27 protein-coding genes are annotated in these 25270 nt (G+C 33.7%); 15 read left to right on the forward strand and 12 right to left on the reverse strand.

The window, feature by feature from the left end; translation table 11 throughout:
* The first annotated feature begins 36 nt into the window (after nt 1–36).
* From GSY47_RS14325 to GSY47_RS14345, 5 genes are all read left to right on the forward strand, one after another.
* Entirely contained in the window at nt 37–1254 is a 1218-nt protein-coding gene (locus GSY47_RS14325; protein WP_179006947.1) for an OprO/OprP family phosphate-selective porin, read from the forward strand.
* An 88-nt stretch (nt 1255–1342) separates the two neighbouring features.
* Nucleotides 1343–2344 (forward strand): DUF6515 family protein, encoded by a 1002-nt coding sequence (locus GSY47_RS14330; protein WP_179006945.1) that lies wholly within the window; start codon nt 1343–1345, stop codon nt 2342–2344.
* A gap of 103 nt (nt 2345–2447) precedes the next feature.
* Nucleotides 2448–3587: a formylglycine-generating enzyme family protein gene (locus tag GSY47_RS14335; RefSeq protein WP_179006943.1), complete on the forward strand. Its 1140-nt coding sequence runs from the start codon at nt 2448–2450 to the stop codon at nt 3585–3587.
* Between the two features lie 118 nt (nt 3588–3705).
* A complete protein-coding gene (gene pepT / locus GSY47_RS14340; protein ID WP_179006941.1) occupies nt 3706–4983 on the forward strand; it encodes a peptidase T in 1278 nt (425 codons plus the stop codon).
* Nucleotide 4984: 1 nt separating this feature from the next.
* Nucleotides 4985–5572, forward strand: coding sequence for a YdeI/OmpD-associated family protein (locus GSY47_RS14345; protein ID WP_179006939.1), 588 nt, complete (start codon nt 4985–4987; stop codon nt 5570–5572).
* A gap of 208 nt (nt 5573–5780) precedes the next feature.
* On the opposite strand, the gene yajC is transcribed toward GSY47_RS14345, so the two are convergent.
* The 3 genes from yajC to GSY47_RS14360 form a co-directional block, all read right to left on the reverse strand.
* Nucleotides 5781–6056 (reverse strand): preprotein translocase subunit YajC, encoded by a 276-nt coding sequence (gene yajC / locus GSY47_RS14350; RefSeq protein WP_091496041.1) that lies wholly within the window; start codon nt 6054–6056, stop codon nt 5781–5783.
* Between the two features lie 77 nt (nt 6057–6133).
* Complete coding sequence (gene nusB / locus GSY47_RS14355; RefSeq protein WP_179006937.1) at nt 6134–7045, reverse strand: transcription antitermination factor NusB; 912 nt, start codon at nt 7043–7045, stop codon at nt 6134–6136.
* Nucleotides 7046–7314: 269 nt separating this feature from the next.
* The gene (locus GSY47_RS14360) at nt 7315–8421 is read right to left on the reverse strand and encodes a Glu/Leu/Phe/Val family dehydrogenase (protein WP_179006935.1); all 1107 of its coding nucleotides are present in this window, start codon (nt 8419–8421) and stop codon (nt 7315–7317) included.
* 204 nt (nt 8422–8625) lie between these two features.
* Here GSY47_RS14360 and GSY47_RS14365 point away from each other — a divergent pair, with 204 nt between their 5' ends.
* The 4 genes from GSY47_RS14365 (at nt 8626) to GSY47_RS14380 (ending at nt 12386) form a co-directional block, all read left to right on the forward strand.
* Complete coding sequence (locus tag GSY47_RS14365) at nt 8626–10404, forward strand: ABC transporter ATP-binding protein (RefSeq protein ID WP_219071418.1); 1779 nt, start codon at nt 8626–8628, stop codon at nt 10402–10404.
* A gap of 68 nt (nt 10405–10472) precedes the next feature.
* Complete coding sequence (locus tag GSY47_RS14370; RefSeq protein ID WP_091496046.1) at nt 10473–10841, forward strand: PUR family DNA/RNA-binding protein; 369 nt, start codon at nt 10473–10475, stop codon at nt 10839–10841.
* Nucleotides 10842–10987: 146 nt separating this feature from the next.
* On the forward strand, nt 10988–11812 hold the full coding sequence (locus GSY47_RS14375; protein WP_179006931.1) for an alpha/beta hydrolase: 825 nt from the start codon (nt 10988–10990) through the stop codon (nt 11810–11812).
* Between the two features lie 25 nt (nt 11813–11837).
* The gene (locus tag GSY47_RS14380) at nt 11838–12386 is read left to right on the forward strand and encodes an RBBP9/YdeN family alpha/beta hydrolase (protein WP_179006929.1); all 549 of its coding nucleotides are present in this window, start codon (nt 11838–11840) and stop codon (nt 12384–12386) included.
* A 79-nt stretch (nt 12387–12465) separates the two neighbouring features.
* Here GSY47_RS14380 and GSY47_RS14385 read toward each other — a convergent pair whose 3' ends face one another.
* On the reverse strand, nt 12466–12801 hold the full coding sequence (locus tag GSY47_RS14385) for a tRNA-binding protein (RefSeq protein WP_179006927.1): 336 nt from the start codon (nt 12799–12801) through the stop codon (nt 12466–12468).
* Between the two features lie 130 nt (nt 12802–12931).
* Here GSY47_RS14385 and GSY47_RS14390 point away from each other — a divergent pair, with 130 nt between their 5' ends.
* The 3 genes from GSY47_RS14390 (at nt 12932) to GSY47_RS14400 (ending at nt 15278) form a co-directional block, all read left to right on the forward strand.
* Complete coding sequence (locus GSY47_RS14390) at nt 12932–13825, forward strand: alpha/beta fold hydrolase (protein WP_219071419.1); 894 nt, start codon at nt 12932–12934, stop codon at nt 13823–13825.
* A 127-nt stretch (nt 13826–13952) separates the two neighbouring features.
* Nucleotides 13953–14507: a thioredoxin family protein gene (locus GSY47_RS14395; RefSeq protein ID WP_179006924.1), complete on the forward strand. Its 555-nt coding sequence runs from the start codon at nt 13953–13955 to the stop codon at nt 14505–14507.
* Nucleotides 14508–14882: 375 nt separating this feature from the next.
* The gene (locus GSY47_RS14400) at nt 14883–15278 is read left to right on the forward strand and encodes a GreA/GreB family elongation factor (RefSeq protein WP_179006921.1); all 396 of its coding nucleotides are present in this window, start codon (nt 14883–14885) and stop codon (nt 15276–15278) included.
* A 103-nt stretch (nt 15279–15381) separates the two neighbouring features.
* On the opposite strand, the gene GSY47_RS14405 is transcribed toward GSY47_RS14400, so the two are convergent.
* The 8 genes from GSY47_RS14405 to GSY47_RS14440 all read right to left on the reverse strand — a co-directional run bounded on the left by GSY47_RS14405 (nt 15382) and on the right by GSY47_RS14440 (nt 21211).
* Entirely contained in the window at nt 15382–15681 is a 300-nt protein-coding gene (locus GSY47_RS14405; protein ID WP_179006920.1) for a c-type cytochrome, read from the reverse strand.
* 93 nt (nt 15682–15774) lie between these two features.
* The gene (locus tag GSY47_RS14410; protein WP_179006918.1) at nt 15775–16707 is read right to left on the reverse strand and encodes a peptidylprolyl isomerase; all 933 of its coding nucleotides are present in this window, start codon (nt 16705–16707) and stop codon (nt 15775–15777) included.
* Nucleotides 16708–16749: 42 nt separating this feature from the next.
* Nucleotides 16750–17904, reverse strand: coding sequence for an MFS transporter (locus tag GSY47_RS14415; RefSeq protein ID WP_246611334.1), 1155 nt, complete (start codon nt 17902–17904; stop codon nt 16750–16752).
* A gap of 142 nt (nt 17905–18046) precedes the next feature.
* A complete protein-coding gene (locus GSY47_RS14420) occupies nt 18047–18388 on the reverse strand; it encodes a cupin domain-containing protein (RefSeq protein WP_179006914.1) in 342 nt (113 codons plus the stop codon).
* Nucleotides 18389–18390: 2 nt separating this feature from the next.
* Nucleotides 18391–19302: a Zn-dependent protease gene (locus tag GSY47_RS14425; protein WP_179006913.1), complete on the reverse strand. Its 912-nt coding sequence runs from the start codon at nt 19300–19302 to the stop codon at nt 18391–18393.
* A 14-nt stretch (nt 19303–19316) separates the two neighbouring features.
* On the reverse strand, nt 19317–20189 hold the full coding sequence (locus GSY47_RS14430; RefSeq protein ID WP_179006911.1) for a sugar phosphate isomerase/epimerase family protein: 873 nt from the start codon (nt 20187–20189) through the stop codon (nt 19317–19319).
* Nucleotides 20190–20220: 31 nt separating this feature from the next.
* The gene (locus GSY47_RS14435; RefSeq protein WP_179006910.1) at nt 20221–20757 is read right to left on the reverse strand and encodes an NADPH-dependent FMN reductase; all 537 of its coding nucleotides are present in this window, start codon (nt 20755–20757) and stop codon (nt 20221–20223) included.
* A gap of 91 nt (nt 20758–20848) precedes the next feature.
* Nucleotides 20849–21211, reverse strand: coding sequence for a hypothetical protein (locus GSY47_RS14440; protein WP_179006908.1), 363 nt, complete (start codon nt 21209–21211; stop codon nt 20849–20851).
* Between the two features lie 244 nt (nt 21212–21455).
* On the opposite strand from GSY47_RS14440, the gene trmD reads away from it, so the two are divergent.
* From trmD to GSY47_RS14455, 3 genes are all read left to right on the forward strand, one after another.
* Nucleotides 21456–22136: a tRNA (guanosine(37)-N1)-methyltransferase TrmD gene (gene trmD, locus GSY47_RS14445; protein ID WP_179006905.1), complete on the forward strand. Its 681-nt coding sequence runs from the start codon at nt 21456–21458 to the stop codon at nt 22134–22136.
* Nucleotides 22137–22375: 239 nt separating this feature from the next.
* Complete coding sequence (rplS, locus tag GSY47_RS14450; protein ID WP_179006903.1) at nt 22376–22726, forward strand: 50S ribosomal protein L19; 351 nt, start codon at nt 22376–22378, stop codon at nt 22724–22726.
* 282 nt (nt 22727–23008) lie between these two features.
* Nucleotides 23009–25228: an NADP-dependent isocitrate dehydrogenase gene (locus tag GSY47_RS14455; protein ID WP_179006901.1), complete on the forward strand. Its 2220-nt coding sequence runs from the start codon at nt 23009–23011 to the stop codon at nt 25226–25228.
* Nucleotides 25229–25270 lie beyond the last annotated feature (42 nt).

Genomic DNA, 25270 nt, shown 5'->3' on the forward strand with positions numbered 1-25270 from the left:
TTATAAAACAAGTTAGAAATACAATCCGATAAACTTATGTCCAACTCGCAAAAAACAATTCATATTAAAGCGTTTCTTTTACTTGCACTGCTTCTTATCAGTTGGAGAGGAATATCTCAACAAGAAAAAGACACTACAAAACTGATGAATGTTCGATATGGAAGTAAAGGAATTGAATTACAAACTAGAGATAATAAATTTTTATTTCAGCTCCAAAGCCGTTTACAATTTCGCTTTTCTACTCCTTACGACACAGATCCTCTCACTTATGATGATTACAGTCAAGATGCGAAAACTACTTTTAAAATAAATCGCGCCCGATTAAAAATCGGCGGTCATGCTTTTGAACCTTGGCTTAAGTATTATTGGGAATATGAATTGAGTCAGTCTAATTTACTTGATTTTAGAATTATGATTGAAAAATGGGATTTTTTGAGTTTTAAAGTCGGACAATGGAAAACAGAATTTACCCGCGAACGTTTCATTAGCAGTGGTGAACAGCAAATGGTGGAACGATCTCTTATCAACAGACCTTTTACTGTTGACAGACAATTAGGAGCCGAAGTTTATGGTCATCTAAAAGGAAGCGGTATTGCCGATTTTAATTATTGGTTCGCGGCTTTAACAGGAACAGGACGCGGAAGCACTTCAAATGACGATAATAATCTAATGTATTTTGGAAGAGCACAATGGAATTTTCTAGGAAGATTTCTGGATTTTGAAGGTTGTGATTTAGAATTTCACGAAAAACCAACTCCAATTATCGCCTTTTCGGCTATAACTAACCGAAGTCCTTACACAAGATTTTCACAAGCAGGCGGAGGTTCTTTAGATGGATATGAAGATGGTTTACCAGGCCAATACAGAGTAAATCAATGGAATTTAGAAACGGCTTTTATGTACAAAGGTTTTTCTTGGCAAAGCGAATGGCATACCAAAGAAATTATAGATAAATACAACAATAATGATATGACCGTAATGAAAGGTTATTATGTTCAGGCTGGATATTTCTTTCATAACGTGTTTCATTGGTGGCCCAAACATTTGGAAATGGCAGGAAGGCATGCCTCTTACCGTCCAGATTATTCAATTAGACAAAATCGACAAGACGAATCAACATTAGCCTTTAACTGGTTTTTTAAAGGACATAAAAACAAACTTACTTCTGAGGTTAGTTATTTCAGTTTTCAAGATAAAACGTTGCCATTGGAACAGGGCTGGCGTTTTAGAATACAATGGGATATTTCACTTTAAAATATAAAAAAATGAGATTAAACTTTTGACCTATTTCAAAAAACGAGACATTTTTTTTCATAACTTTAATTCACTTAAATCACTGAAAATGAAAAACATATCCAAAACAATAAAAAATACAGCACTTATGTGCTTGATTGGGACATTTTTCCTTATTTCAATAGATAGTTTTGCACAGCGCCGTGGCGGTGGCGGAGGTGCCGCTCATCGTGGTGGCGGAGGCGGTATCAATAGAGGTGGAAATATTGGAGGTGCCACGCACACAAGACCCGCACAAACAACCCGTCCTACGCAAACCACAAGACCTGCGCAAACCACAAGACCAGGCTCTAACAGCGGCAGCATAAAACGACCTGCCAATTCTAACAATAAAGTTACCAGACCTGTTAATTCAAATAATAAAACAGCACGACCTGCAACAGCAAATAGAAATAACAACAATAGAACTGGTAACAGAAATACAAACATAAGTGGCAACACTGTTAATAGAAACAGAAACAATGTCAATATTAATGTAAACAACAGCGTTCATGTTCGAAACAACCGAAACACTATCGTTAGACCTGGGCCAAGACCTTATGTGCGTCCTCCTTATGTATATGGTGGTTACAGATACAATTGCTACCACCCTTATTATCCTCGTCCGTATGTACCTTTTTATTGGGGACCAGTTTGGCATCCTTGGGGCTTTTTTGTAGCCACTTTAGCTGTTACAGCAATCGTAGTCAGCGTGGAAAGTACACAATATCATTACGATCAGGGTGTTTGGTATACTTCGACCAGCGGTGGTTATACAGCCGTTCCTGCACCTGTCGGAGGTACTGTAAATAATATCCCAAGCGGAGCAGAAACTGTAAATACTGGAACCGTAAATAATTATTACTATGGAGGAACCTATTATGAAAAAGATGGGGGTAAATACACCGTTGTTGCTCCTACCGCAGGAACAATTGTAGAGAAATTACCCGAAGGTGGCGAAGAAGTGACAATTGGCGATGCCAAATATGTAAAATTTGGCGAAACGTATTACCAGCCTGTACAAATCGATGGAAAAGACAAATATGAAGTAGTTCAAGTTGAGAAAGAATAATAAATTTTATTAATTCTATAAAACTACTATACTATTAAAAGTTATTTTCATAATTTTACCTCATCTATTTGACAACCATTATATCAGATCAAAATTATTAACCATGAAAAATAAAACTTTTTGGATCTTTGCTATACTTACGATTTCTATTATTTCGTTAGCGTACGGTTACACTAAACTAATTGTACCTAAAAAAGAAATAGCAGCAACAGCAGATTGTCACGAAATTCCAAATACTTCAGAACCATCTGTATTTAAGCCAACTATTGAAAACAAAAACAAGCCAACTGGAAAAACACCAGAAGGAATGGTTTGGATTCCAGGTGGAGAATTCTCTATGGGAAGTAATGTTGAAGACGAAAGTTTGTGCAGTATAAAAGGCGTTACCAAAGATGCTGCTCCAATTCATCGCGTATATGTTGATGGTTATTACATGGATAAAACAGAAGTTACCAACGAAGAATTCGAAAAATTTGTAAAAGCCACTGGTTATGTAACTGTTGCAGAACAAAAACCGACTAAAGAGGAATTCCCGACGGCAAGTGAAGAAGATTTAATAACAGGTTCTGTTGTATTTACTCCCACTCCATCTGCTGTTAATTTGAATAATTTCCTGCAATGGTGGCGTTATGAACCAGGCGCTGATTGGAGACATCCTGAAGGCCCTCAAAGCACCATAAAAGGAAAAGAAAAATACCCTGTCGTTCATGTTGTCTACGAAGACGCAGCTGCTTATGCAAAATGGGCAGGAAAAAGACTTCCAACAGAAGCCGAATGGGAATTTGCAGCGCGTGGTGGCAAAACAGGCAATCTATATGCTTGGGGAAATACTTTAAAACCAAACGGAAAATTTCAAGCCAATATTTATCAAGGTCATTTTCCTATTAAAGATGGAGACACAGGCGAAGATGGATTTAAAGGAATTGCACCAACAGCCCAATTTGCTCCTAATGCCTATGGTTTATATGATATGGCTGGAAATGTATGGGAATGGGTTAACGACTGGTATAGCGTAGATTATTATAAATCATTAGCTGAAACTGGCAAAACAGTTAAAAATCCAAAAGGCCCTGACGCTTATTATGATCCAAGTGATCCAACAGAAATAAAACGTGTGCACAGAGGTGGTTCTTTTTTATGTACTGACCAATATTGCACTCGCTACATGGTTGGAACCAGAGGAAAAGGCGAAATTAGATCTGCTGCAAATCATGTTGGTTTTAGATGCGTAAAAAGCATATAACAACTTCAAAATAATCGAAAGGGATTCTGTACAGAATCCCTTTTTTTATTCAATCACACCTTTAAAGCTAAATTTCACAGCAGAATATTTTTTCTATATTTGCTAAAAATCTAAAAAAATGCAACATATCATAGATCGTTTTATCAGTTATGTAACAATTGATACTGAATCAGATCCAAATTCACAAACAACACCAAGCACTCAAAAACAGTGGAATCTTGCCAATAAATTAGTCGAAGAGCTAAAGGCAATCGGACTTGAAGAGGTTACTATAGATGATAAAGCCTATATTATGGCGACGCTTCCAAGCAACGTAGATCATGAGGTTCCAACCATTGGTTTTGTTTCTCATTTTGATACTTCACCAGATTTTAGCGGTGCTAATGTAAAACCTCAAATCGTTGAAAATTACGACGGAAAAGATATTGTTTTGAATGCTGAGAAAAACATTGTCTTGTCTCCAAACTATTTCAAAGATTTATTGCAATATAAAGGACAAACCATCATTACAACTGACGGAACCACGCTGTTAGGCGCCGATGATAAAGCTGGAATTACAGAAATTGTTTCGGCAATGGAATATCTAATTCAGCATCCAGAAATTAAACATGGAAAAATCAGAATTGGTTTTACTCCAGATGAAGAAATCGGACGCGGGGCACATCATTTTGATGTTGAAAAATTCGGAGCACAATGGGCTTATACCATGGATGGAAGTCAGATTGGTGAATTAGAGTATGAAAATTTTAATGCAGCTGGAGCGAAAATTACTTTCAAAGGAAAAAGTGTCCACCCTGGTTATGCAAAAGGAAAAATGATCAATTCAATGCTTTTGGCTAATGACTTTATCAATGAATTGCCAAAAGGAGAAACTCCCGAAGAAACGAAAGGTTACGAAGGATTCTTTCATGTACATCACATCAAAGGAAACATTGAAGAAACAGTTTTGGAATTGATTATTCGTGATCACAACAAAAAGAAATTTGAAAAACGAAAAGAACTAATTCATAAAATCACAAAACAATTCAATAAAAAATTCGCAAAGAAATTTGGCGAAGATATTGTAATTGCTGTTGTAAAAGATCAGTACTATAATATGAAAGAAAAGGTTCTTCCTGTAAAACATATTGTGGATATTGCCGAAAAAGCAATGAGAGAATTAAACATCAAACCAATCATTAAACCTATTCGCGGCGGAACTGACGGTTCTCAATTATCATTTATGGGATTACCTTGCCCGAATATTTTTGCTGGAGGACATAATTTCCACGGAAAATACGAATACGTACCTGCTGAAAGCATTCAGAAAGCAACAGATGTAATTGTAAAAATTGCTGAATTGACTGCTATTCCTGGGATTTTTGACGCACCTGAAAAAACTAAAAGAAAAAGATAAAGTGGAAACAGATTCTGATAAAAAACATGTTTGGGACAAAGTCAATCAATGGGAAGAAGAACTTCTTTTCCTTAAATCGATTATTGATAAAACTGAACTCGTCGAAACCATAAAATGGGGAGGCCCAATTTATGTTTACAACAAGAAAAATGTTATCGGAATTGGAGGTTTTAAAAATTATTTTGCGATTTGGTTTTTAAATGGTGTCTTTCTGAAAGATAAAAAAAAGAGACTCATCAATGCTCAGGAAGATAAAACAAAATCAATGCGTCAATGGCGTTTTACTTCAAAAAAAGAAGTAAACGAAAAAGAAGTTCTTGAATATATTTTAGAAGCGATTGAAATCGATAAGCAGGGAAAAGCAATAAAACCTTCTAAAAAAGAAGTCATCATTTCAGAATTGCTAAACAAAGAAATGAAACAAAATCCGACTCTAAAAGAAGCTTTTGAGAATTTCAAACCTTATAAACAATACGAATTTTTAGAATATATTGAATCTGCTAAACAAGAAAAAACAAAACTCGCAAGAATTGAGAAAGTGGTTCCGATGATTTTGGCAAATGTTGGATTGAATGATAAATACAGGTAATAGAAATTCCAATCCCGAAGTTTCGGAATAAATTCCAAATTCCAATCCATACAAAACGAAACCTTAGTAAAAGTTTAAAACTTTTACTAAGGTTTTTCTTTATAAGCAAAGTATTGTCATTTCGACCGAAATGACAACACAAGACGCAAAAAAAATCCCAAACTCCTATTTGGAATTTGGGATTTAAATATTGTATTTTTTTTTAAAATTATGCTTTCTTATTCAAAGCTGCGCTTAATTCTAAAGAGATAGCAGAACGCTCTAATTTTAATTTTCCAGACATCGTTTCGATTACAACAGTAGTTTCTGCTAATTCAGCAATTTTACCGTGAAAACCACTTTTTGTAACTATTTTATCCCCTACTTTAAGGTTGCTTTCAAATTCTTTTTCGTTTTTAGCTCTTTTCTGCTGTGGTCTGATCATGAAAAAATAAAGTACCACGAACATTAAAAGAAATGGCGCAAATTGAGATAATTGTCCCATAATTTAAATTTGTTTTTGATTTATAATTAATATTTTCTTTTTGGAATTTGTCTTTTCTTTTTTGGAATTTCTAGATTTTACATCAATCCTCTTCCGGTTTTCAGCATCTTTTTATTAGCGGTAAGCTCTTTTACCAGATTATCTAAAATTCCGTTGATAAAAATACTGCTTTTTGGAGTAGAATACTCTTTTGCAATTTCTAAATATTCGTTAAGAGTTACTTTTACTGGAATCGATGGGAATTTCATAAACTCGCAAATCGCCATTTTCAGGATAATTGTATCGATTTCTGCAATACGATCGCTGTCCCAGTTTGGTGTTTTATCTTCGTATTCTTTTGCAAAAGCCGTTTCATTTAAAACAGTTCTTCTAAACAAATCTTTAGCAAAATCTTTATCCTCAACATCCTTATACAATTTTGGCACTCTAAAATCGTCTGGTTCTTCGGTTTTAATCGCTTTCAATTGTTTAATGATATGAGTGTTTACAACAGGAATATCATCAACCCAAGTTAATTTATCATCCTCTAAATACTCATATAATTTTTCATTTGGAACAATTACGTTTTCAAACAAATCAATAATAAATTGTCTGTCTTCTTCAAACGTATTGACATTATTCGACATGTATTTTTTGTAGATATCACTTGCTTTAACATCATTTAAAAGCAAAATAATATAATCGTCGTTTAATGACCAATTGTTGATTTTACGATTTTCTAAAGCGATACTAAGAGAGTTGCTTTCGGCAAGAAGTTGAAAAATCTTGTTTTTAACAAATTTTTCATTTGGATTACGTTCTGCTGCAGTAGCAAGATGTTTTTTACTTGACAGATGTAAATAAACGGCTTCTTTTTTACAAATTTCTATCAATGAAGAAAGCATTATAAGATATAAGTCCTGAATATTATCAATACTGTAAAAAAGAAATTTCTCTTCTTTTTCCATATTATCAGAACCGCTTTGATGCATTGCATAAATGGATTGCATTACTTTAACGCGTATGTGTCTTCTATTTACCACCTCGTAAGAACATTTAAAAATTAGTCTGCAAAAGTATAACTTTAGATGCGTATTTTAAAATTAATTCGTAAAAAAGTCGCCTTTTTAGCGGTCAGTTTTCAGGATTTAGTGGTCAGTGATCAGTTTTTAGTGAGCAGTACCAAACATTCGCAAAAAAAAAATCTCAGTTACAGATTAAACTGTAAACTGAGACTTTAAGACTGAACACTTAAAAAAAGTGAACACTGAACACTTAATTACTTAGCCGCGTTCTCGATTCTTCTTTGATCGATACGATTTTGAGCAATTGTAAGTGCCGCTTTATGCGTTGTCATATTATTTTTAGCAGCAAAATCTATAATTTCTAAAGTTGTATTATAGATATTCTCTGTTTTTGTCATGATTTCAGCTTTACCGTAGTTTGCCAATTCAGCATAAACATTGATGATTCCACCAGCGTTGATTAAGAAATCCGGAGCATATAAAATTCCTCTTTCTTGTAAAATCGCACCGTGAACATTTTCATCTGCTAATTGATTATTCGCTGCACCCGCAATTACCTTAGCTTTAATTTTATTTACTGTATTATCATTGATTGTTGCTCCCATTGCACAAGGTGCGTAGATATCTACATCAGCAGTATACAAATCTTCTCCAGTGTAGATTGTTGCATTGTATTTTGAAGCAACCTGATACAATTTTTCTTCATTAATATCCGTAATTGTTACCTGCGCTCCTTCTTTAGTTAAATAATCAACCAAAGTTTCCCCTACGTGTCCAATTCCTTGTACCAAAACTTTTTTACCATCTAAAACATCAGTTCCAAACTGACTTTTAGCAGCTGCTTTCATACCTAAATAAACTCCATAAGCAGTAACTGGAGAAGGGTTTCCAGAACCACCTCTTTCTTCAGAAATACCTGTCACATAAGGAGTAACATCTCTTACAGTATCCATGTCTTTAGTTTCCATTCCGACATCTTCTGCTGTAATATATCTTCCGCTTAGTGAATGAACGAATTCACCAAACTTACGCATTAATTCAGGTGTTTTTTGTGTTTTAGCATCACCGATAATTACGGCTTTTCCTCCACCAATATTAAGTCCAGTAATAGCAGATTTAAACGTCATACCCCTAGAAAGACGTAAAACATCGTTTAAAGCTTCCCATTCTGTGTTATAATTCCACATTCTGGTTCCTCCCAAAGCTGGCCCCATAACCGAATTATGAATACCAATAATTGCTTTTAAACCTGTATCTTTGTCATTGCAAAATACAATTTGTTCGTGATCGTCAAAAGATAATTGACCAAAAACAGGATCCATTTTTTGAAGTTCCTTTCCAGTTGCGAAAGTTGCATCCATAGCGCTAGTATTAATTAGGTTAAAATTATGAATTCGTCAAAAAGACAACTCAAACTTAATTAAAAAATACACATGTGCTAATTTTTTATCTTTAAAATAACAATATTACAATATAATTGTTTTGATTAAATCGTAAGTTATTATAATTTTATTTAATAATAATTCTTAAATCCAAATCAATTCAATATCAGATTTCTTAAAAAAATGAAAGAACTAAGCTATTTAAATAAATATTTCATCAAATATAAATATAGTTTTTCACTTGGTATTTTAACCACTATAATCGCACAAATATTTTCTTTGTATACTCCAAAGCTTATCAGTAAGTCTTTAAACGCTATTGAGAATTTTGATAAACTACCAATTGCCGATCAAAAATCAGAGATTATAATTGCTGCTTATCGCCAAGATTTAATCCATAACGTATTATTAATCATTGGCACAACGATTGTAGCCGGCTTTTTAACGTTTTTAATGCGTCAGACCTTAATTGTAATGTCCCGCCATATTGAATTTGACTTGAAAAATGAAGTTTTTAGACAATATGAAAATCTATCACAGACTTTTTACAAACAAAATCGAACTGGGGATTTAATGAACCGAATCAGCGAAGACGTTTCAAAAGTCCGCATGTATGTTGGCCCAGCTGTTATGTATACTATTAATACAGCTATCCGTTTTGCAATTGTTATATTATATATGTATAATGTATCGCCACGTCTTACCTTATATACCATATTACCACTACCGATTCTTTCGTATTGTATTTTTAAATTAAGCTCAGAAATCAACAAACGAAGTACTACTTTTCAGCAGTACCTTTCCAAGGTTTCAAGTTTTACTCAGGAAATATTCTCAGGAATTCGTGTAATCAAAGCGTATTCTTTAGAAAATCAGCATCAGAATATTATGGTTGATCTTGCAGAAGAAAGCAAACGTAAAAGTTTAAGTCTGGCAAGAGTTCAATCTTTATTTGGCCCATTGATGATTGCGCTTATTGGAATCAGTAATTTGGTGGTAATTTATTTTGGTGGAGTAATGTATATCAACGGAAGCATTCCAAACATTGGAACTATTGCCGAATTTATTTTATATGTAAATATGCTGACCTGGCCTGTTGCTTCTTTAGGATGGGTTTCATCTATGGTTCAGGAAGCAGAAGCTTCTCAAAAACGTTTAAATGAATTTTTGAAGATTGAACCTGAAATTAAAAACAACAATGAAAGTTCATCAGTGATACAGGGAACGATTACTTTCGACAATGTTTCTTTTACCTATAACGACACTAATATTGAAGCACTAAAAAATCTTTCTTTCACAGTAAAAAAAGGAGAAACACTGGCAATTCTAGGAAAAACTGGTTCTGGAAAATCTACTATACTTTCTCTAATATCCAGATTGTATGATGTAACCGATGGAGAAATTAAAATTGACGAAAACGAAATTAGTACTTTAAATCTAAATGATCTCCGAAATAATATCGGAATTGTACCTCAAGATGCTTTCTTATTTTCTGATACTATTAAAAATAATATCAAATTCGGAAACCAGAATGCAACTGACGAAGAAGTGTATGAAGCAGCCAAAAATGCAGTGGTTCATGACAACATTATTGCATTTAACAAACAGTATGACACTATTTTAGGAGAAAGAGGAATTACGCTTTCTGGAGGTCAGAAACAACGTGTTTCGATTGCTAGAGCAATTATTAAGAACCCTGCAATCTTACTTTTTGATGATTGTTTATCTGCCGTTGATACTGAAACCGAAGAAATGATTTTAAACAATTTGTTTGAGATTTCGAAAGACAAAACAACCATAATTGTAAGTCACCGAGTATCATCTGCTAAAAATGCAGACAAAATTATTATACTCGAAGATGGTAAGATTATTCAACAAGGTTCTCATAATCAATTAATAAATCAGGAGGGATATTATGCATCGTTATATTTAAAACAACTTTCGGAAAAAGAATTACTTTAATTGTTGCGTAATAGATAATTTTTTATGATTTTTGAGTACTATTAATTCCAAAAATGATAGAACGTATTATGAGAGAAAATGACATGTTAGAAAAAGAAGAGATTTTTTCTAAAGTATTACGAGCAGGAAGAAGAACTTATTTCTTTGATGTGAGAGCTACCAAAGCCGATGATTACTATATTACTATTACCGAAAGCAAAAAGTTTACTGAGGAAGATGGTTCTTTTCACTTCAAAAAACACAAAATTTACTTGTACAAAGAAGATTTTAGTGCTTTCGCAGAAATTTTAGAGGAAATGACTTCTTATGTTTTGAACCACAAAGGCGAAGAAGTAATTTCTGAAAGACATCAAAAAGATTTTAAAAAAGAATATAGTTCAGATAAATCCGAAAGCCCAAGATCTAGTTTTACAGATATTGATTTTGATGATATTTAATTCAAAATAAAACTTTATTATAAAGTACGAGTCCAAATTGTTCTGCATTTTGGGCTTTTTTTATATATTAATTTATTATTTTAGACTTTAGACTTCAGATTTTAGATTCTATCTAATCGAATAAATTCAACAATACAATATAAAAAATGAGAAAATTAATTATTCTTCTAAGTTTCTTTCTTTACGGAGTTTCATTATCTGCACAGAATCTAGAATATGAAACGAAAAATAACATTCAATATTATAGTGCGTCTGTAAATAAATCAGATAAGTATATCAATGAAAGATGTGTGCTCGATATTTACTATCCTAAGAATAAAAAGGATTTCGCAACTATTGTGTGGTTTCACGGCGGCGGATTGACTGGTGGCAACAAAGAAATTCCCGAAGCTTTAAAAAACAAAGGTTTTGCAATTATTGGAGTAAATTACAGATTATCTCCTAAAGCAAAAGCCGAAAAAGCGATTGAAGACGCGGCGGCTGCCGTTGCATGGACTTTTAACAATATTGCCAATTATGGAGGAGACAAATCAAAGATTTTTGTTTCCGGACATTCTGCTGGAGGTTATTTAGGAATGATGATCGGTTTAGATAAAAAATGGCTTCAAAAAGAAAACATCGATGCCAATCAAATTGCGGGGCTTATTCCGTTTAGCGGACAATGTATTACACATTTTGAAATTAGAAGAGAAAACGGAATACCAGAAAAACAGCCTACAATTGATGCTTTTGCTCCTTTATTCCATGTCCGCGGCGATGCTCCGCCTTTGTTATTAATTACCGGAGATCGTGAATTAGAAATGCTGGGACGTTACGAAGAAAACGCTTATATGACAAGAATGATGAAACTGAACGGACATAAAGATACCAAACTTTACGAATTGGATGGTTATGGTCACGGAATGACAGAACCTGCTTTTCCGCTCTTAGTAAATGAAGTAAACCGAATTCTGAAAGAACTTAAAAAATAATCACTAAATAAAAAATTCCACGGCAATGGAGACACAACTTTTAATCATACCAGGACTTGGAGATTCTGGCGAAAAACACTGGCAGACCTTTTGGCATCAAAAATTCAAAAACTCGATTCGCGTTGTACAAGACAATTGGGATGAACCTGTTCGGGAAGAATGGCTTGAGCGCTTAAATGAGAACATTTTAAAACTAGACCAACCAACCATTCTTGTAGCGCATAGTCTGGCTGTTTCATTGGTTTTACATTGGGCAGAAAAATATAATAATCCGAATATAATTGGTGCTTTTTTAGTCGCTCCTGCTGATGTCGATTCACCTCAACACACACCAGAATGCACAAGAAACTTCTCTCCGATTCCGCTTTACAAATTACCTTTTCCATCTGTAGTCGTTGCAAGCGAAAATGATCCTTATGCTTCTTTCGAAAGAAAAAAATACTTTGCTGAACAATGGGGAAGTCATTTCGTAAATATCGGTCAGCAAGGGCATATCAATTCCGATTCTGACTTAAAATATTGGGAAGAAGGTCAGTTGCTATTACAGAAGTTAATTGAGAATATTAAAAAGTAATCAGTGTTCAGATTTTTAGTGTTCAGTAACGATAATTAAACTCTTGCAAACTGAACACTAAAAACCTAAACACCGAACACTAACCTATACGTAACCCATTTTCTATTTTAAAATCCGGAGCTAATAAAACAACATCTCCTTCCTCTCCTACTGCACCTAAAACAAGGCATTCGCTCATAAATTTTCCAATTTGCTTTTTAGGAAAATTGACTACTGCCACAATTTGTCGATTGATTAAATCTTCTTTTTGATATCGTTTAGTAATTTGTGCGGATGATTTTCTAATTCCGATTTCTGAACCAAAATCTATTGTTAATTGATAAGCCGGTTTTCTGGCTTCTGGAAAATCATTTACTTCTAATATGGTTCCTACGCGCATATCGGTGCGCTCAAATTCACTCCAAGTTAAATCCATTTTTATTGTATTAGTAGTACAAACCTATAAATTCTGTAATTAATCTCCCTAATTCTATAACCTATTTCTTTTATTAAGAAGCTAATTTTACGAGAAGATAATAATGGTACTCACGTAAAAAAGATATAAAATGGAACATACACTTAGCAATACAAACTTATCATTAAAGGATTTTGAATCTAATCTAAAACAAGTCCATACTGATAAATACATAGAAGTAGCTCAAAATGTTAGATTATATGTAAAAGATTATGGAAAAGGAAAACCTGTAATCCTTATTCATGGATGGCCTCTTTCAAATGAAATGTGGGAATACCAAATTGATCATCTTGTACAAAATAATTACCGAGTAATTGCATACGATCGACGCGGATTTGGTAAATCATCGCAGCCATGGGATGGCTACGATTATGATACTTTAACGGATGATTTGAAAGAAATTATCGAGCAATTGGAATTGGAAAATGTAACACTTGTAGGTTTTTCTATGGGTGGCGGAGAAGTGGTTCGCTATTTCAGCCGTCATGGAGGAAAAGGTGTTACTAAAGCGGCTTTAATTTCATCTATTATACCTTTTCTTCTAAAAACAGACGATAATCCAGACGGACATCCAAAAGAAAAAAGTGAAAATACAGCCGCTGCAATTAAAGAAGATCGAATAGCATTTGTTGACAATTTCGGAAAAACTTTCTTTGGCATCAATATCATCAACAAGCCAATCAGTACACCATTATTAGAATATTACAGAACTTTATGTTCTCTTGCTTCACCAAGAGCAACTTTAAAATGTGCAGAATCTTTTTCTTATACTGATTTTAGGGATGAACTGGATTTTATAAAAGTTCCAACTCTAATCATTCATGGAGATGACGACAAAATCGTACCAATTGACCTTACTTCAAGAAAAGCAGCTAAAGCAATTGCAAATAATACGTTTATTGAATATGAAGGAGCGCCTCACGGCTTATTTTATACCGACAGAGAAAAACTAAACGAGGATTTACTTCAATTTTTAAATTCTTAAAAAAAACAAAAAAGTATCCAAAGAGCAAGCCGACAATGATAACTGCTTCTTTGGGTATTTTTTTATTCTTGTGCTCTTTTATTTACAGATTTTTAAACCTATTTTTGAAAATCTAATTTCTAATAAAATGGCACGTACAGAATCGACAATGCTTCCTTTAGGAACAATTGCACCTGATTTTTATTTAAAAGATACCAATTCTAATGACACTTTCACTTTTCAAGATTTGAAAGGATCAAAAGGAACATTAGTAATGTTTATCTGCAATCATTGTCCGTTTGTACATCATGTTATTCAAGAAGTTGTAATGATTGCTAATGATTATCGAGTTCAGGGAATTGGAGTTATTGCTATTTCAAGCAATGATGTTGTAAAATATCCGCAGGATTCTCCAGAATTAATGGCAGATTTTGCGTTGGAAAACAAAATCGACTTTCCCTATTTATACGACGAAAGCCAAGAAACCGCAAAAGCTTATCAAGCAGCCTGTACTCCTGATTTTTATTTATTTGATAATCAAGACAAATTATTTTATCGCGGACAATTGGACGATTCTAGACCAGGAAACGGAATTAGCCTGAGTGGAAGCGACTTAAGAGGTGCTATTGATGCCTTAATTTATAACAGAAGTTTGAAAGAACCACAAAAACCAAGTTTAGGCTGTGGCATAAAATGGAAGTAAATACGCACTAAATCCAAAAAGATTCCCTATATTTGCAGATCAATTTATCATCCTTATGGGAAATACAATACCATTTACAGCTCCTGAAAAGTCGTTTTGCTTTGCAAAACCACTCGTTGCTGTAATTATTTCGCATAATAAGGCCTTTATTAATTAGGCCTCCGTCTATTTCAGCTTCTTCTTTCTGACGGAGGATTTACATCAACTTAAACATTTATTTATTTGACAAAAATCAGTTTTTGGTCAGATCTTTTTTTGTTTTTCAAATTAAACATTTCCGATACTTCTTTATTGTGAAATAAGAAATTGTTCGTTTATGTAGATTCAAAAGAAGAATAATCATTTAAATTTTATAACAATAAATTCAATATAGATATGAAACCAACACCCACTTTCTGTAAATCAGATTATCAATTTTTAAGAGAATTGATTTTAAAAAGTAAAAATTCAACAAATACCAAAGAAGCCAATCAGCTTTCACAAGAATTGGATCGTGCCGTAATAAGCAAAGAAAGCGAACTCGATAGTACTGTAATCCGAATCAATTCTATTGTAACGATTGAAGATGTGCAAGCCAAGAAACAAATGAAAATTCAGATCGTTCTGCCTTCTGCAGCAGATGTAAAACAATCTAAAATCTCAATTCTAGCACCATTAAGCGTTGCTATTATTGGTTTTAAAGAAAATGATGAAGTTGATTGGGAACTGCCAGCTGGAATAAAGACTTTAAAAGTAATAGCTGTAGATAATTCGGCTGTACATCATTCTTAAATTTTTAAACACCTCATTCTGTGACGGTGTTTTTTTATATCTATTTGAAAATAAAAAAACTGTTCGATTGAACAGTTTTTTTATGCCTTTTCTAAAACTTAAATTACAATTGCGAATGAATGTAATCTGTAACAGACGCTAATTGGGTTTCGTCTAATTTCGCCTTTTTACCCATTCTTACCAAAATTGGAGCCCATTCTTCTTTTGTAAATTTCTTCGGATCGTACAATTTGTGGCATTTTGCACAATTGTTCTCATACATGTTTTTACCTGCTTCTAATTCAGGAGTCAATGCAACTGTCTTTGATGGTTCAGTAGTTGTCGAAGCAACGGCTGCCGTTTTTTGAGATCCGCAAGCAACCATAAATAATGCAAGCCCTGCAAGGATTAAAATATTTTTCATCAGCTTTGTTTTTTATAGTAAATATAAAAAAATCCCATACACCGCGGTATATGGGATTGCTATTTAAAACAATACTAAATTGCTTCTAAATTATTATTTTACGTCCATTAATTCAACGTCAAAAACTAAAGTTGCATTTGGCGGAATAACTCCTCCTGCACCAGATGGTCCGTAAGCTAAATCCGATGGAATTACGAAACGGGCTTTGTCTCCAACCTGTAATAAAGCAATACCTTCGTCCCATCCTTCAATAACCTGTCCAATTCCTAATTTGAATTCGATTGGTTTTTTACGTGGGTAAGAGGAATCGAAAACTTTTCCATTTTCTAAAGATCCTTCGTAGTGAACAGAAACTGTTTTTCCAGCTTCCGCTTTTTTACCTTCTCCTTTTTGGATCATTTTATAACGTAAACCACTTTCAGTTTTATCAAAACCAGCAGCTAATTGTTCCATTTTTGCTTCAGATTCTGCTTTTAAAGCTGCTTCTCTTTTTAGACGCGCCCCTTTTAAACCAATGAAAGCTTCAATTGCATTCCATTTTTGAGCTTCTTCACCTACTCTAATAATCTCTAAAGTCTCTAATGTATCACCTTGAGTAACAGCATCTACAACATCTTGTCCTTCGATAACATGACCAAAAACAGTATGTTTTCCATCCAACCAAGGAGTTGGAACATGAGTGATGAAAAATTGAGAACCATTACTTCCTGGCCCTGAATTTGCCATAGACAAAACTCCTGGACGATCGTGTTTTAAACTTGGTACAAATTCATCATCAAATTTGTATCCAGGGTCTCCAGTTCCAGTTCCTTTAGGACATCCACCTTGAATCATGAAATCAGCAATAACTCTGTGAAAGTTTAAACCATCATAGAATTTTTGTCCTTGAGGTTTTACTTTATTTTCCATATTTCCTTCTGCAAGAGCTACAAAGTTACCTACAGTTCCAGGTGTTAAATCGTGTGTTAGTTTTACTAAAATCGAACCTTTGCTAGTGTTGAATTTAGCGTATATTCCGTTTTCCATGTTGTTATTTTTTAATTGAACGCAAATTTACAAATTAATTTTTTAATCCATTTGCGCTTTCTGCCTTTTAGATTTTGATTTATAAGTCAATCCGTAAACTGTTAATGATAGTAAAGACAATACCATACAGCCAATAGTTACTGCATGCCATCCGCCCAATTTCCATAATAATAGTCCGTAAGCAGATCCCGCTGCAGTTCCTAAAAAGGTAAGTGACATAAATACAGTGTTCAGTCTGTTTCTAGCTTCTGGCAGCAAAGAGTACACACGGGTTTGGTTTGAAATGTGTACACCTTGAATCCCTATATCAATAAACACAATTCCAATTGCAATTGCGATTACACTTTCAATTGAAAAATAGAAAATCAAAAAGCTAGTTAAAACCAATAAAATTCCATAACCAACTGCAATTCTTGAATTTCCTTTATCTCCTAATTTCCCAACTAAAGGCGCTGCTAAAGCTCCTGAAGCACCAACAATTCCGAATAAACCAATTGTCGCACTATTAAAATTGAACGGTTCGCCTGAAAGCAATAAAACCATAGTTGTCCAAAAAGCTCCAAACTGAGCAAAACTAAAAACATTGATTGCTGTCGCTTCGCGCAAAATCGGTTGTGTTTTTATTAATGTAAATAATGACTTGATTAACTGCCCGTAAGTTCCTTGAAACTGCGGCTTATTAACTGGAAATTTACTTTGAATGACAAAAAAGATCAAAAGACAAATTCCTGCGGCAATATAAAACATCGATCTCCAGCCTAAAACCTGACCGATGAATCCGCTTAATGTTCGCGAAAGCAGAATTCCAACTAAAAGACCACTCATAATTGTTCCAACCACTTTTCCACGTTGTTCAGGCGCGCTCAAAGAAGCTGCTAATGGTAAAATAAGCTGTGGTACAATGGAAGTAATTCCAATTAATAAAGAAGCAATCTGCAAGACTAGAAAACTTTTGGCTGTGGCCGCAATCAGCAAAGCAAGTACTGTTGCAAAAGTGGTCATTAAAATCTGTCTTTTTCTTTCTATTTTATCGCCAAGAGGCACCATAAAAAATAAACCAATTGCATAACCTGCCTGAGTAAGATAGGTTATTGTTCCGGCATTGGCTTCTGGAATTTTAAATTCGTTGGCAATTAAAACAATCAAAGGCTGGCAGTAATAAAGATTTGCAACTATAAGACCAGTGCAAACTGCCATAAAAAGTACATTTGTTTTGAATAAATTCATACTGCAAAAATACCGATCTAATCTTAATTGAAACTTTAAAAAAGTTATAAAATTTTTAATTTTAAGATTAGATCAGAATTTTGAGATCAAATTTCAATTGATTTTGAACCGTTTAGTAATTCAAAAAATCTTCTCTAGCTGGACTAAAAACATCTGTCAGCATTCCTGTTTCCTGACATACAACTCCATGAATTGCATGAGGAGGAATGTAAAAACTGTCTCCTTCTTTTAAAGCCTGCGTAACTCCATTTATGGTAACATCAAATTTCCCGCTCGCTATATAAGTAACTTGTGTGTGATAATGTTCGTGCAAAACACCTATTGCTCCTTTTTCAAAATGAACATTGACAAGCATTATTCTTTCATCAAAAGCCAAAATCTTGCGTTTGATTCCTTCTCCAACTACTTCCCACTCTATTTCATCTCCTTTTAAAAACTCTTTACTTGTTTTCATTTCTATTTATTTTTAATTTTTTCGAGATCTTTTTCCATTAGAGCTAATCCATCGGTCAAATTACTCTCTTTAAAGTATTTTTCTAATTCTTTTAGCCTTTTGAGATTATCGTATTTAAATCCTGAATTTAATTTTCTTTGACAAAGCGAACATAATCTAAGTGTATGTTTATCTGTTTCAACCATGCTGTTAGTTCCATTCATAACGCAATTCGCTTCAATACAATGATAAAGACCAAACATGTGACCAATTTCATGAGAACAAATCTTTAGCAATCTCTCTAAACCCAAATTAAAATCGGCTTCTTTTTGCATTCTATACATCGAACTTACTGCTACTTTATCACTATAAGATGCCAGTCCAAAAACATAATTCCATTCAGGTTTTGGATATAAATCCTTTTCTGTTATAGCCATTAATGCAATTCTTTTTGCTGGTTTTTCTTCCTTTAGAATATCGGTCAAAATATATCCTGCCAAAAGCTGTTCTTGTCCAACATCGCCAATTCTTCTCGCTTTATTTGGAATAATATCATTGGAAACTGTTTCTAAAACTTTAGTCTCAAGCTGAAAAAATATCCGCAAATACTGACGAACCAATTCAATCTGTTTGAGTTGTGAAGAATCAAATTTTCCAATTGGCTTCAAATAGATAATATTCTCTTCTTTGGTCGGAACAACATGTTTTGTGCGAACAAATTGTTCAAAACTCTGCCCCTTTTCTTTACGAGAAAATAACCAATCACCATAAGCTGGCTTTCCAAGCTTAACATCATTAACTTTAATATCTACGAAATAAGGTTCAGGCGGTAATAGTGACTGTGAAATTGATTGCGTCTTTGATTTTAGTTTTTCTTTTTTCTCAGATTGACAAGACAAAACAATCAACGTTACAAGCAAAAGGACTTTCTTCATAAATAAAAATTTAATTAGAGTATATTTTTAGAGATAAAATCGCAACTCTGTTTAATCGATTCAAAAGAATTCTTTGCAAAATTATTTTCCTGTTCTACAAAAAAATGAACCATCCCAGATTGTTTTACTTCTTGGAACAAAGATTTAAAGTCGATGGTTCCAGAACCTATTTCTGTATTTAAATCATTGCTGTTTTTGTCTTTATCCTTCACGTGCCACATTTTAAAACGTCCAGGATTTTCCTTGAATAATTTTAAAGAATCATTTCCTGAATGAATTACCCAATATAAATCCAATTCGAAATAAACCAAATCTTTATCTGTTTCTTTTAATAAGATCTCGTAACCCGTAATTCCATCGTATTTTTGAAACTCAAAATCATGATTATGATAAGCCAGTTTCAAACCTGCTTTTTTGCACATGACTGCGGCTTCATTTAGTCGAGTGGCAATCTTTTTATAATCGTCAATATTTCTTCTAAAAGGTTCATCAATCCAGGGAATGGTTAAAAATTCGCTTTCTAGAATTTTTGCTGCTTCTATCGACGCAATTAATTCGTCTTTATTTCCATCATATAAAAAACTCCCTAAATTATAATGACCACTTACTGCTTTAAGGTCATTATCATCCAAAATCTTTTTAAGTTCTTTAGGAGTCAATCCCCAAAATTGGTCTTTAGTTGAAAATCCATATGTTTCAACTGTCGTGTATCCTGCCTTTGCTACTTTTTCTAAAGTTGTTTTTACATCTTTTGGAAGTTCTTTACGAAGCGTATACAATTGAATTCCTATTTCTTTTTTTTTCATAAAAAATGCTAATGATGGCCGAGCCCAAACCGCTGTTGTGACAAGTCCTGTGGTTACTATAAATTTTCTTCTTGTAATCATGTGGTTAGATAGATTTCAGAAAGTAAATTTATCATAAAAAATGATTCTCAAAATTTTTTGTAAAATTTTGAAGCGCTTCTTTTGTTTTTTCATCTATAATCTCTCCTTCAACACCAACTTTACCTCTAACACCCTGAATTAAGAGCTGGGTTTTATTATCAAATTTAGCTCCCAAAGTTTTCATAATCAATAAAAGCTGTTTATGTCCCATTTCGCCAGAAGCTGAAGCCGTTATTAAACCAGTCTTTTTATCTGAAAAAATTGTTGTGGAGACACACCATTCTAAAGCGTTTTTAAGACTGCCAGGAAGACTGAATACATATTCTGGAGTGCAAATCAAAACACCATCTGATTGTTCTATTTTACTTCTGAATAAAATTATTTCTTGCGGAGGATTCTCGGTATCCGAATCGGGATTAAAATGAGGAAGCGAAGCAATATTTTCGAACATTTCAACTTCAAATTTTACTTTTAAATGATTGGAAATGTATTGCAGAATTTTAAAATTACTGGAGTTATTTCTAGTACTGCCCGTTATGGCAAGTATCTTTATTTTTGTTGAAGGCATTGTTATAAAATATAAATAGTATTTCTAAAGCGATACTTTAAAAATACTATTTATTTGTTAATGTAAATCTGAAACGAAAAATAAAATGATTTTATCTGTTCGTCTTAGAATTCACGCCTGCTAAATTTTTTGAGTCTACTGACTGCGGAGGAAATTTTTGTTTTTCATTATGCCATAAATAAATTTTTCCTTCTTTGTTGACATACATATAATTATATTTCCAATAAGATGGGCCTGCAATTCCTGAATCATCATTATGGTCTTTTGTAAAAACCTGATCTGCATAAAGAAGTATTTCATTCTCCTGATCATCATGAAGTATTCTTACAGGAGGCCCCCAACTCTTCATTAATTTCTGCTTGGTTTCTCCAAGCCATTTCTCATTGGTTTTATTAGTATTGGAGCAGGAAATCTGTAAAACCGCAATGATAAGTAATAGTAAAGTTTTTTTCATAAGTAAATCTGGTAGTTTTTAGTTTTAGTAGTAAATTCTTATAAATTTAACACTATTTTATCAAATAAACATGCTTAAACTTTATTATAACATTAAATTCGATAAAGTGCTCGATTTACACGACGAAATGCATTGATTAATGTAAAATCTTATAACATACTGACAAAAAGCAACTTGTAAATCTTTAAAAATTAGCAAAAATTAACTTTGTATCTTTGCTGACAAGAAAACTATTGAATCGAAAATGCGAATTGACATTATTACTCTTTTACCTGAATTACTAAGAAGCCCATTTGAAGCTTCGATTATGAAACGTGCCATTGATAAAGGCTTGGTTGAAGTTCATTTTCACAACCTTCGTGACTATAGCACTAATCGTCAAAAAAGCGTTGATGATTATCCTTTTGGAGGTGGAGCTGGAATGGTCATGACAATTCAGCCCATAGATGATTGCATTACACATTTAAAAAGTCAGCGAGAATACGACGAAGTTATTTACATGTCACCTGATGGCGAAACTCTTAATCAGAAAATGGCCAATAAAATGTCGATGTATCAGAACATTATTATTTTATGCGGACACTATAAAGGTGTTGACCAAAGAGTTAGAGATCATTTTATTACGAAAGAAATTTCGATTGGTGATTATGTTTTGTCTGGCGGAGAATTGGGAGCGATCGTATTATCAGATGCTTTAATCCGATTAATTCCTGGAGTTTTAAGTGATGAAACTTCAGCTTTGACAGATAGTTTTCAAGATAATTTATTATCAGGGCCTATCTATACTAGACCTGCAGATTATAAAGGTTGGAAAGTTCCAGAAGTTTTAACCAGTGGACATGCTGCAAAAATTGACAAATGGCGCGAAGATATGGCATTTGAACATACTAAAAATAGACGACCAGATTTACTGGAAGGTCATTAATAAAGTATTTAGTCTCAGTTATCAGTTTGCAGACTATGACTGAAACTGAAAACTGAGACTGGGACTGAAGACTAAAGACTAAACTAACTCCCATTTTATCAGCATTTTAAAAAATTAAAATTTGAATTTAATTTTATTGGAATTTAATTTTTTTTATCTACATTTGCACCCGAATTTGACCAACCTCTGGCGAGATCCGTGAATGTTGATCTAATATAAAAACCATAATTTAAATTATCATGGCAGATTTATTAAAATTCGTTCAAGACGAATTCGTTGCTAAAAAAGATTTCCCTGAATTTGGAGCTGGAGACACAATCACTGTTTTCTACGAAATTAAAGAGGGTGAAAAAACTAGAACTCAGTTTTTCAAAGGAGTTGTAATTCAAAGAAGAGGTTCTGGTGTTACAGAAACTTTTACTATCCGTAAAATGTCTGGATCTGTTGGTGTTGAGCGTATCTTCCCAGTAAACTTACCAGCTTTACAAAAAATCGAAGTAAACAAGAAAGGTGCTGTACGTAGAGCTAGAATTTTCTACTTCAGACAACTTACTGGTAAAAAAGCTAAGATTAAAGATAAAAGAAGATAATCATTTATCAAAATGTTATAAAAAACTCGTTTCAGTTCATTCGAAACGAGTTTTTTTTATGCCTTATTTTTAACCAATATCAAAACCGTAATTTTTTAATACCAAAATCATCGATTTAGCAATATATCGAGTATGAAATAACAATCTGTTAATTTCGCCTTTTCTCGCGAAAACTCAACCGATTTCGTTGTGATTTTATTATATTTGCTCCGCTCATTTTGAGCCGAATATATCTTTGCCATCGTTAACTCCTGACGATACGATTATAAAAAAAAAAAGAAAATGACAAAATCAAAAATTTTTTACACCTTAACTGATGAGGCGCCTTTATTGGCAACCTACTCTTTGTTACCAATTGTTCAAGCATTTACAGCTACAGCTGGAATTGAAATCGAAACCAGAGATATTTCGCTGGCAGGAAGAATTCTATCAAATTTCCCAGAATCTTTGACTGATGCTCAAAAAACTGGAGATGCATTGGCAGAACTTGGCCAATTAGCAACTCAGCCAGAAGCGAACATTATTAAATTACCAAACATTTCAGCATCTGTACCGCAATTAAAAGCGGCTATTGCTGAATTACAATCGCACGGATACAATGTACCAAATTTCCCAGAAGATCCTCAAAACGATGCTGAAAAGGAAATTAAAGCTAAATATGCAAAAGTATTAGGTTCTGCTGTAAACCCAGTTTTACGTGAAGGAAACTCTGACCGTAGAGCTCCAAGAGCAGTTAAAAACTTTGCAAAAGCAAATCCACACTCAATGGGTGCTTGGTCTGCTGACTCAAAAACTAAAGTGGCTTCTATGTCAGGTGGTGATTTTTACGGTAGTGAAAAATCATTAACTGTAAACGAAGCAAATGATGTAAAAATCGAATTCGTTGCTAAAGATGGTTCTACAACTGTTCTTAAAGCAAGTACTCCATTAAAAGCTGGAGAAATCATTGATAGTTCTGTTTTAAGCGTAAGCAAATTGAAAGCTTTTGCTGCTGATGTAATTGCTGAAGCTAAAGCTGCAGGAGTTTTACTTTCTGTACACTTGAAAGCTACTATGATGAAAGTTTCTGATCCAATTATCTTTGGCGCTATCGTTGAAGTATATTTTGCTGATGTTTTCAAAAAATACGCTTCTTTATTTGCTGAATTAAACGTTGATACAAGAAATGGTTTAGGTGATATCTATGCTAAAATTGCTGGAAGACCTGAACAAGCAGAAGTTGAAGCGGCTATCGATCAAGCAATCGCTAACGGACCAGCTTTAGCAATGGTTAATTCTGATAAAGGAATTACAAACTTACACGTTCCTTCAGACGTAATTGTTGATGCTTCTATGCCTGCAATGATTCGTACTTCTGGACAAATGTGGAACAAAGAAGGAAAAGCACAAGATACATTTGCTGTTATTCCAGATCGTTCTTATGCTGGTGTCTATACTGCAACTATTGATTTCTGTAAAAAACACGGTGCTTTTGATCCAAAAACAATGGGAAGTGTTCCTAACGTCGGATTAATGGCTCAAAAAGCAGAAGAATACGGATCTCACGATAAAACATTCCAAATGAAAGCTGACGGAGTTGTTCGTGTTGTTGATGCAAACGGAAATGTTTTAATGGAGCAAAACGTTGAAGCAAATGACATCTTCAGAATGTGTCAGGCAAAAGACGCTCCTATTCAGGACTGGGTTAAATTGGCTGTAAACAGAGCTCGTTTATCTGATACTCCTGCTGTTTTCTGGCTAGACGAGAACAGAGCACACGATAGAGAATTAATCGTAAAAGTTCAAAAATACCTTAAAGATTACGATACTACAAACTTAGATATCCGTATTTTAAACCCTATTGCTGCTACTGAATTTACTTTAGACAGAATCATCAAAGGTTTAGATACTATTTCTGTAACAGGGAACGTTTTACGTGACTACTTAACAGATTTATTCCCAATCTTAGAATTAGGAACTTCTGCAAAAATGTTATCTATTGTTCCTTTAATGAATGGTGGTGGATTGTTTGAAACTGGTGCTGGAGGTTCTGCTCCTAAACACGTTGAGCAATTTACAGAAGAAGGATACTTACGTTGGGATTCATTAGGAGAGTTTTTAGCTCTTGGTGCTTCTTTAGAGCATTTAGGACAAACTTTAAACAATGAAAAAGCGATTGTTTTATCTGAAACTTTAGATCAGGCTAATGATAAATTCTTAGCAAATGATAAATCTCCTGCTCGTAAAGTGGGACAGATTGACAACCGTGGATCTCACTTCTATTTAGCATTCTACTGGGCTCAAGCTTTAGCAGCTCAAACTAAAGATGCTGAATTGAAAGCAATATTCACTCCAATTGCTACAGAATTTGAAGCTAACGAAACTAAAATCGATGCAGAATTAATTGGTGCTCAAGGAAAAGCTCAAAACATTGGCGGTTATTACCAGCCAACTCCAGAATTAGTAAGCAAAGCAATGCGTCCTAGCGAAACATTCAACGCTATTGTTGCAAAAATTAAATAATTCAGACGCGCAATTGCATTTCTAGAATAAACACGAAAAGGA

It is taken from the genome of Flavobacterium quisquiliarum, assembly GCF_019308285.1.
GTDB classification, from domain to species: domain Bacteria; phylum Bacteroidota; class Bacteroidia; order Flavobacteriales; family Flavobacteriaceae; genus Flavobacterium; species Flavobacterium quisquiliarum.

What these genes read in the sequence shown, in the direction of transcription:
- GSY47_RS14390 (WP_219071419.1), top strand. Translation starts at nt 12,932, where the DNA reads ATGGAACATACACTTAGCAATACAAACTTATCATTAAAGGATTTTGAA.
- GSY47_RS14430 (WP_179006911.1), bottom strand. Translation starts at nt 20,189, where the DNA reads ATGATTACAAGAAGAAAATTTATAGTAACCACAGGACTTGTCACAACA.
- yajC (WP_091496041.1), bottom strand. Translation starts at nt 6,056, where the DNA reads ATGGGACAATTATCTCAATTTGCGCCATTTCTTTTAATGTTCGTGGTA.
- GSY47_RS14325 (WP_179006947.1), top strand. Translation starts at nt 37, where the DNA reads ATGTCCAACTCGCAAAAAACAATTCATATTAAAGCGTTTCTTTTACTT.
- GSY47_RS14360 (WP_179006935.1), bottom strand. Translation starts at nt 8,421, where the DNA reads ATGGATGCAACTTTCGCAACTGGAAAGGAACTTCAAAAAATGGATCCT.
- rplS (WP_179006903.1), top strand. Translation starts at nt 22,376, where the DNA reads ATGGCAGATTTATTAAAATTCGTTCAAGACGAATTCGTTGCTAAAAAA.
- GSY47_RS14370 (WP_091496046.1), top strand. Translation starts at nt 10,473, where the DNA reads ATGAGAGAAAATGACATGTTAGAAAAAGAAGAGATTTTTTCTAAAGTA.
- GSY47_RS14330 (WP_179006945.1), top strand. Translation starts at nt 1,343, where the DNA reads ATGAAAAACATATCCAAAACAATAAAAAATACAGCACTTATGTGCTTG.
- GSY47_RS14375 (WP_179006931.1), top strand. Translation starts at nt 10,988, where the DNA reads ATGAGAAAATTAATTATTCTTCTAAGTTTCTTTCTTTACGGAGTTTCA.
- GSY47_RS14415 (WP_246611334.1), bottom strand. Translation starts at nt 17,904, where the DNA reads ATGGCAGTTTGCACTGGTCTTATAGTTGCAAATCTTTATTACTGCCAG.
- GSY47_RS14385 (WP_179006927.1), bottom strand. Translation starts at nt 12,801, where the DNA reads ATGGATTTAACTTGGAGTGAATTTGAGCGCACCGATATGCGCGTAGGA.
- trmD (WP_179006905.1), top strand. Translation starts at nt 21,456, where the DNA reads ATGCGAATTGACATTATTACTCTTTTACCTGAATTACTAAGAAGCCCA.
- GSY47_RS14405 (WP_179006920.1), bottom strand. Translation starts at nt 15,681, where the DNA reads ATGAAAAATATTTTAATCCTTGCAGGGCTTGCATTATTTATGGTTGCT.
- nusB (WP_179006937.1), bottom strand. Translation starts at nt 7,045, where the DNA reads ATGCAATCCATTTATGCAATGCATCAAAGCGGTTCTGATAATATGGAA.
- GSY47_RS14420 (WP_179006914.1), bottom strand. Translation starts at nt 18,388, where the DNA reads ATGAAAACAAGTAAAGAGTTTTTAAAAGGAGATGAAATAGAGTGGGAA.
- GSY47_RS14455 (WP_179006901.1), top strand. Translation starts at nt 23,009, where the DNA reads ATGACAAAATCAAAAATTTTTTACACCTTAACTGATGAGGCGCCTTTA.
- GSY47_RS14365 (WP_219071418.1), top strand. Translation starts at nt 8,626, where the DNA reads ATGAAAGAACTAAGCTATTTAAATAAATATTTCATCAAATATAAATAT.
- GSY47_RS14410 (WP_179006918.1), bottom strand. Translation starts at nt 16,707, where the DNA reads ATGGAAAACGGAATATACGCTAAATTCAACACTAGCAAAGGTTCGATT.
- GSY47_RS14395 (WP_179006924.1), top strand. Translation starts at nt 13,953, where the DNA reads ATGGCACGTACAGAATCGACAATGCTTCCTTTAGGAACAATTGCACCT.
- GSY47_RS14425 (WP_179006913.1), bottom strand. Translation starts at nt 19,302, where the DNA reads ATGAAGAAAGTCCTTTTGCTTGTAACGTTGATTGTTTTGTCTTGTCAA.
- pepT (WP_179006941.1), top strand. Translation starts at nt 3,706, where the DNA reads ATGCAACATATCATAGATCGTTTTATCAGTTATGTAACAATTGATACT.
- GSY47_RS14400 (WP_179006921.1), top strand. Translation starts at nt 14,883, where the DNA reads ATGAAACCAACACCCACTTTCTGTAAATCAGATTATCAATTTTTAAGA.
- GSY47_RS14435 (WP_179006910.1), bottom strand. Translation starts at nt 20,757, where the DNA reads ATGCCTTCAACAAAAATAAAGATACTTGCCATAACGGGCAGTACTAGA.
- GSY47_RS14335 (WP_179006943.1), top strand. Translation starts at nt 2,448, where the DNA reads ATGAAAAATAAAACTTTTTGGATCTTTGCTATACTTACGATTTCTATT.
- GSY47_RS14440 (WP_179006908.1), bottom strand. Translation starts at nt 21,211, where the DNA reads ATGAAAAAAACTTTACTATTACTTATCATTGCGGTTTTACAGATTTCC.
- GSY47_RS14380 (WP_179006929.1), top strand. Translation starts at nt 11,838, where the DNA reads ATGGAGACACAACTTTTAATCATACCAGGACTTGGAGATTCTGGCGAA.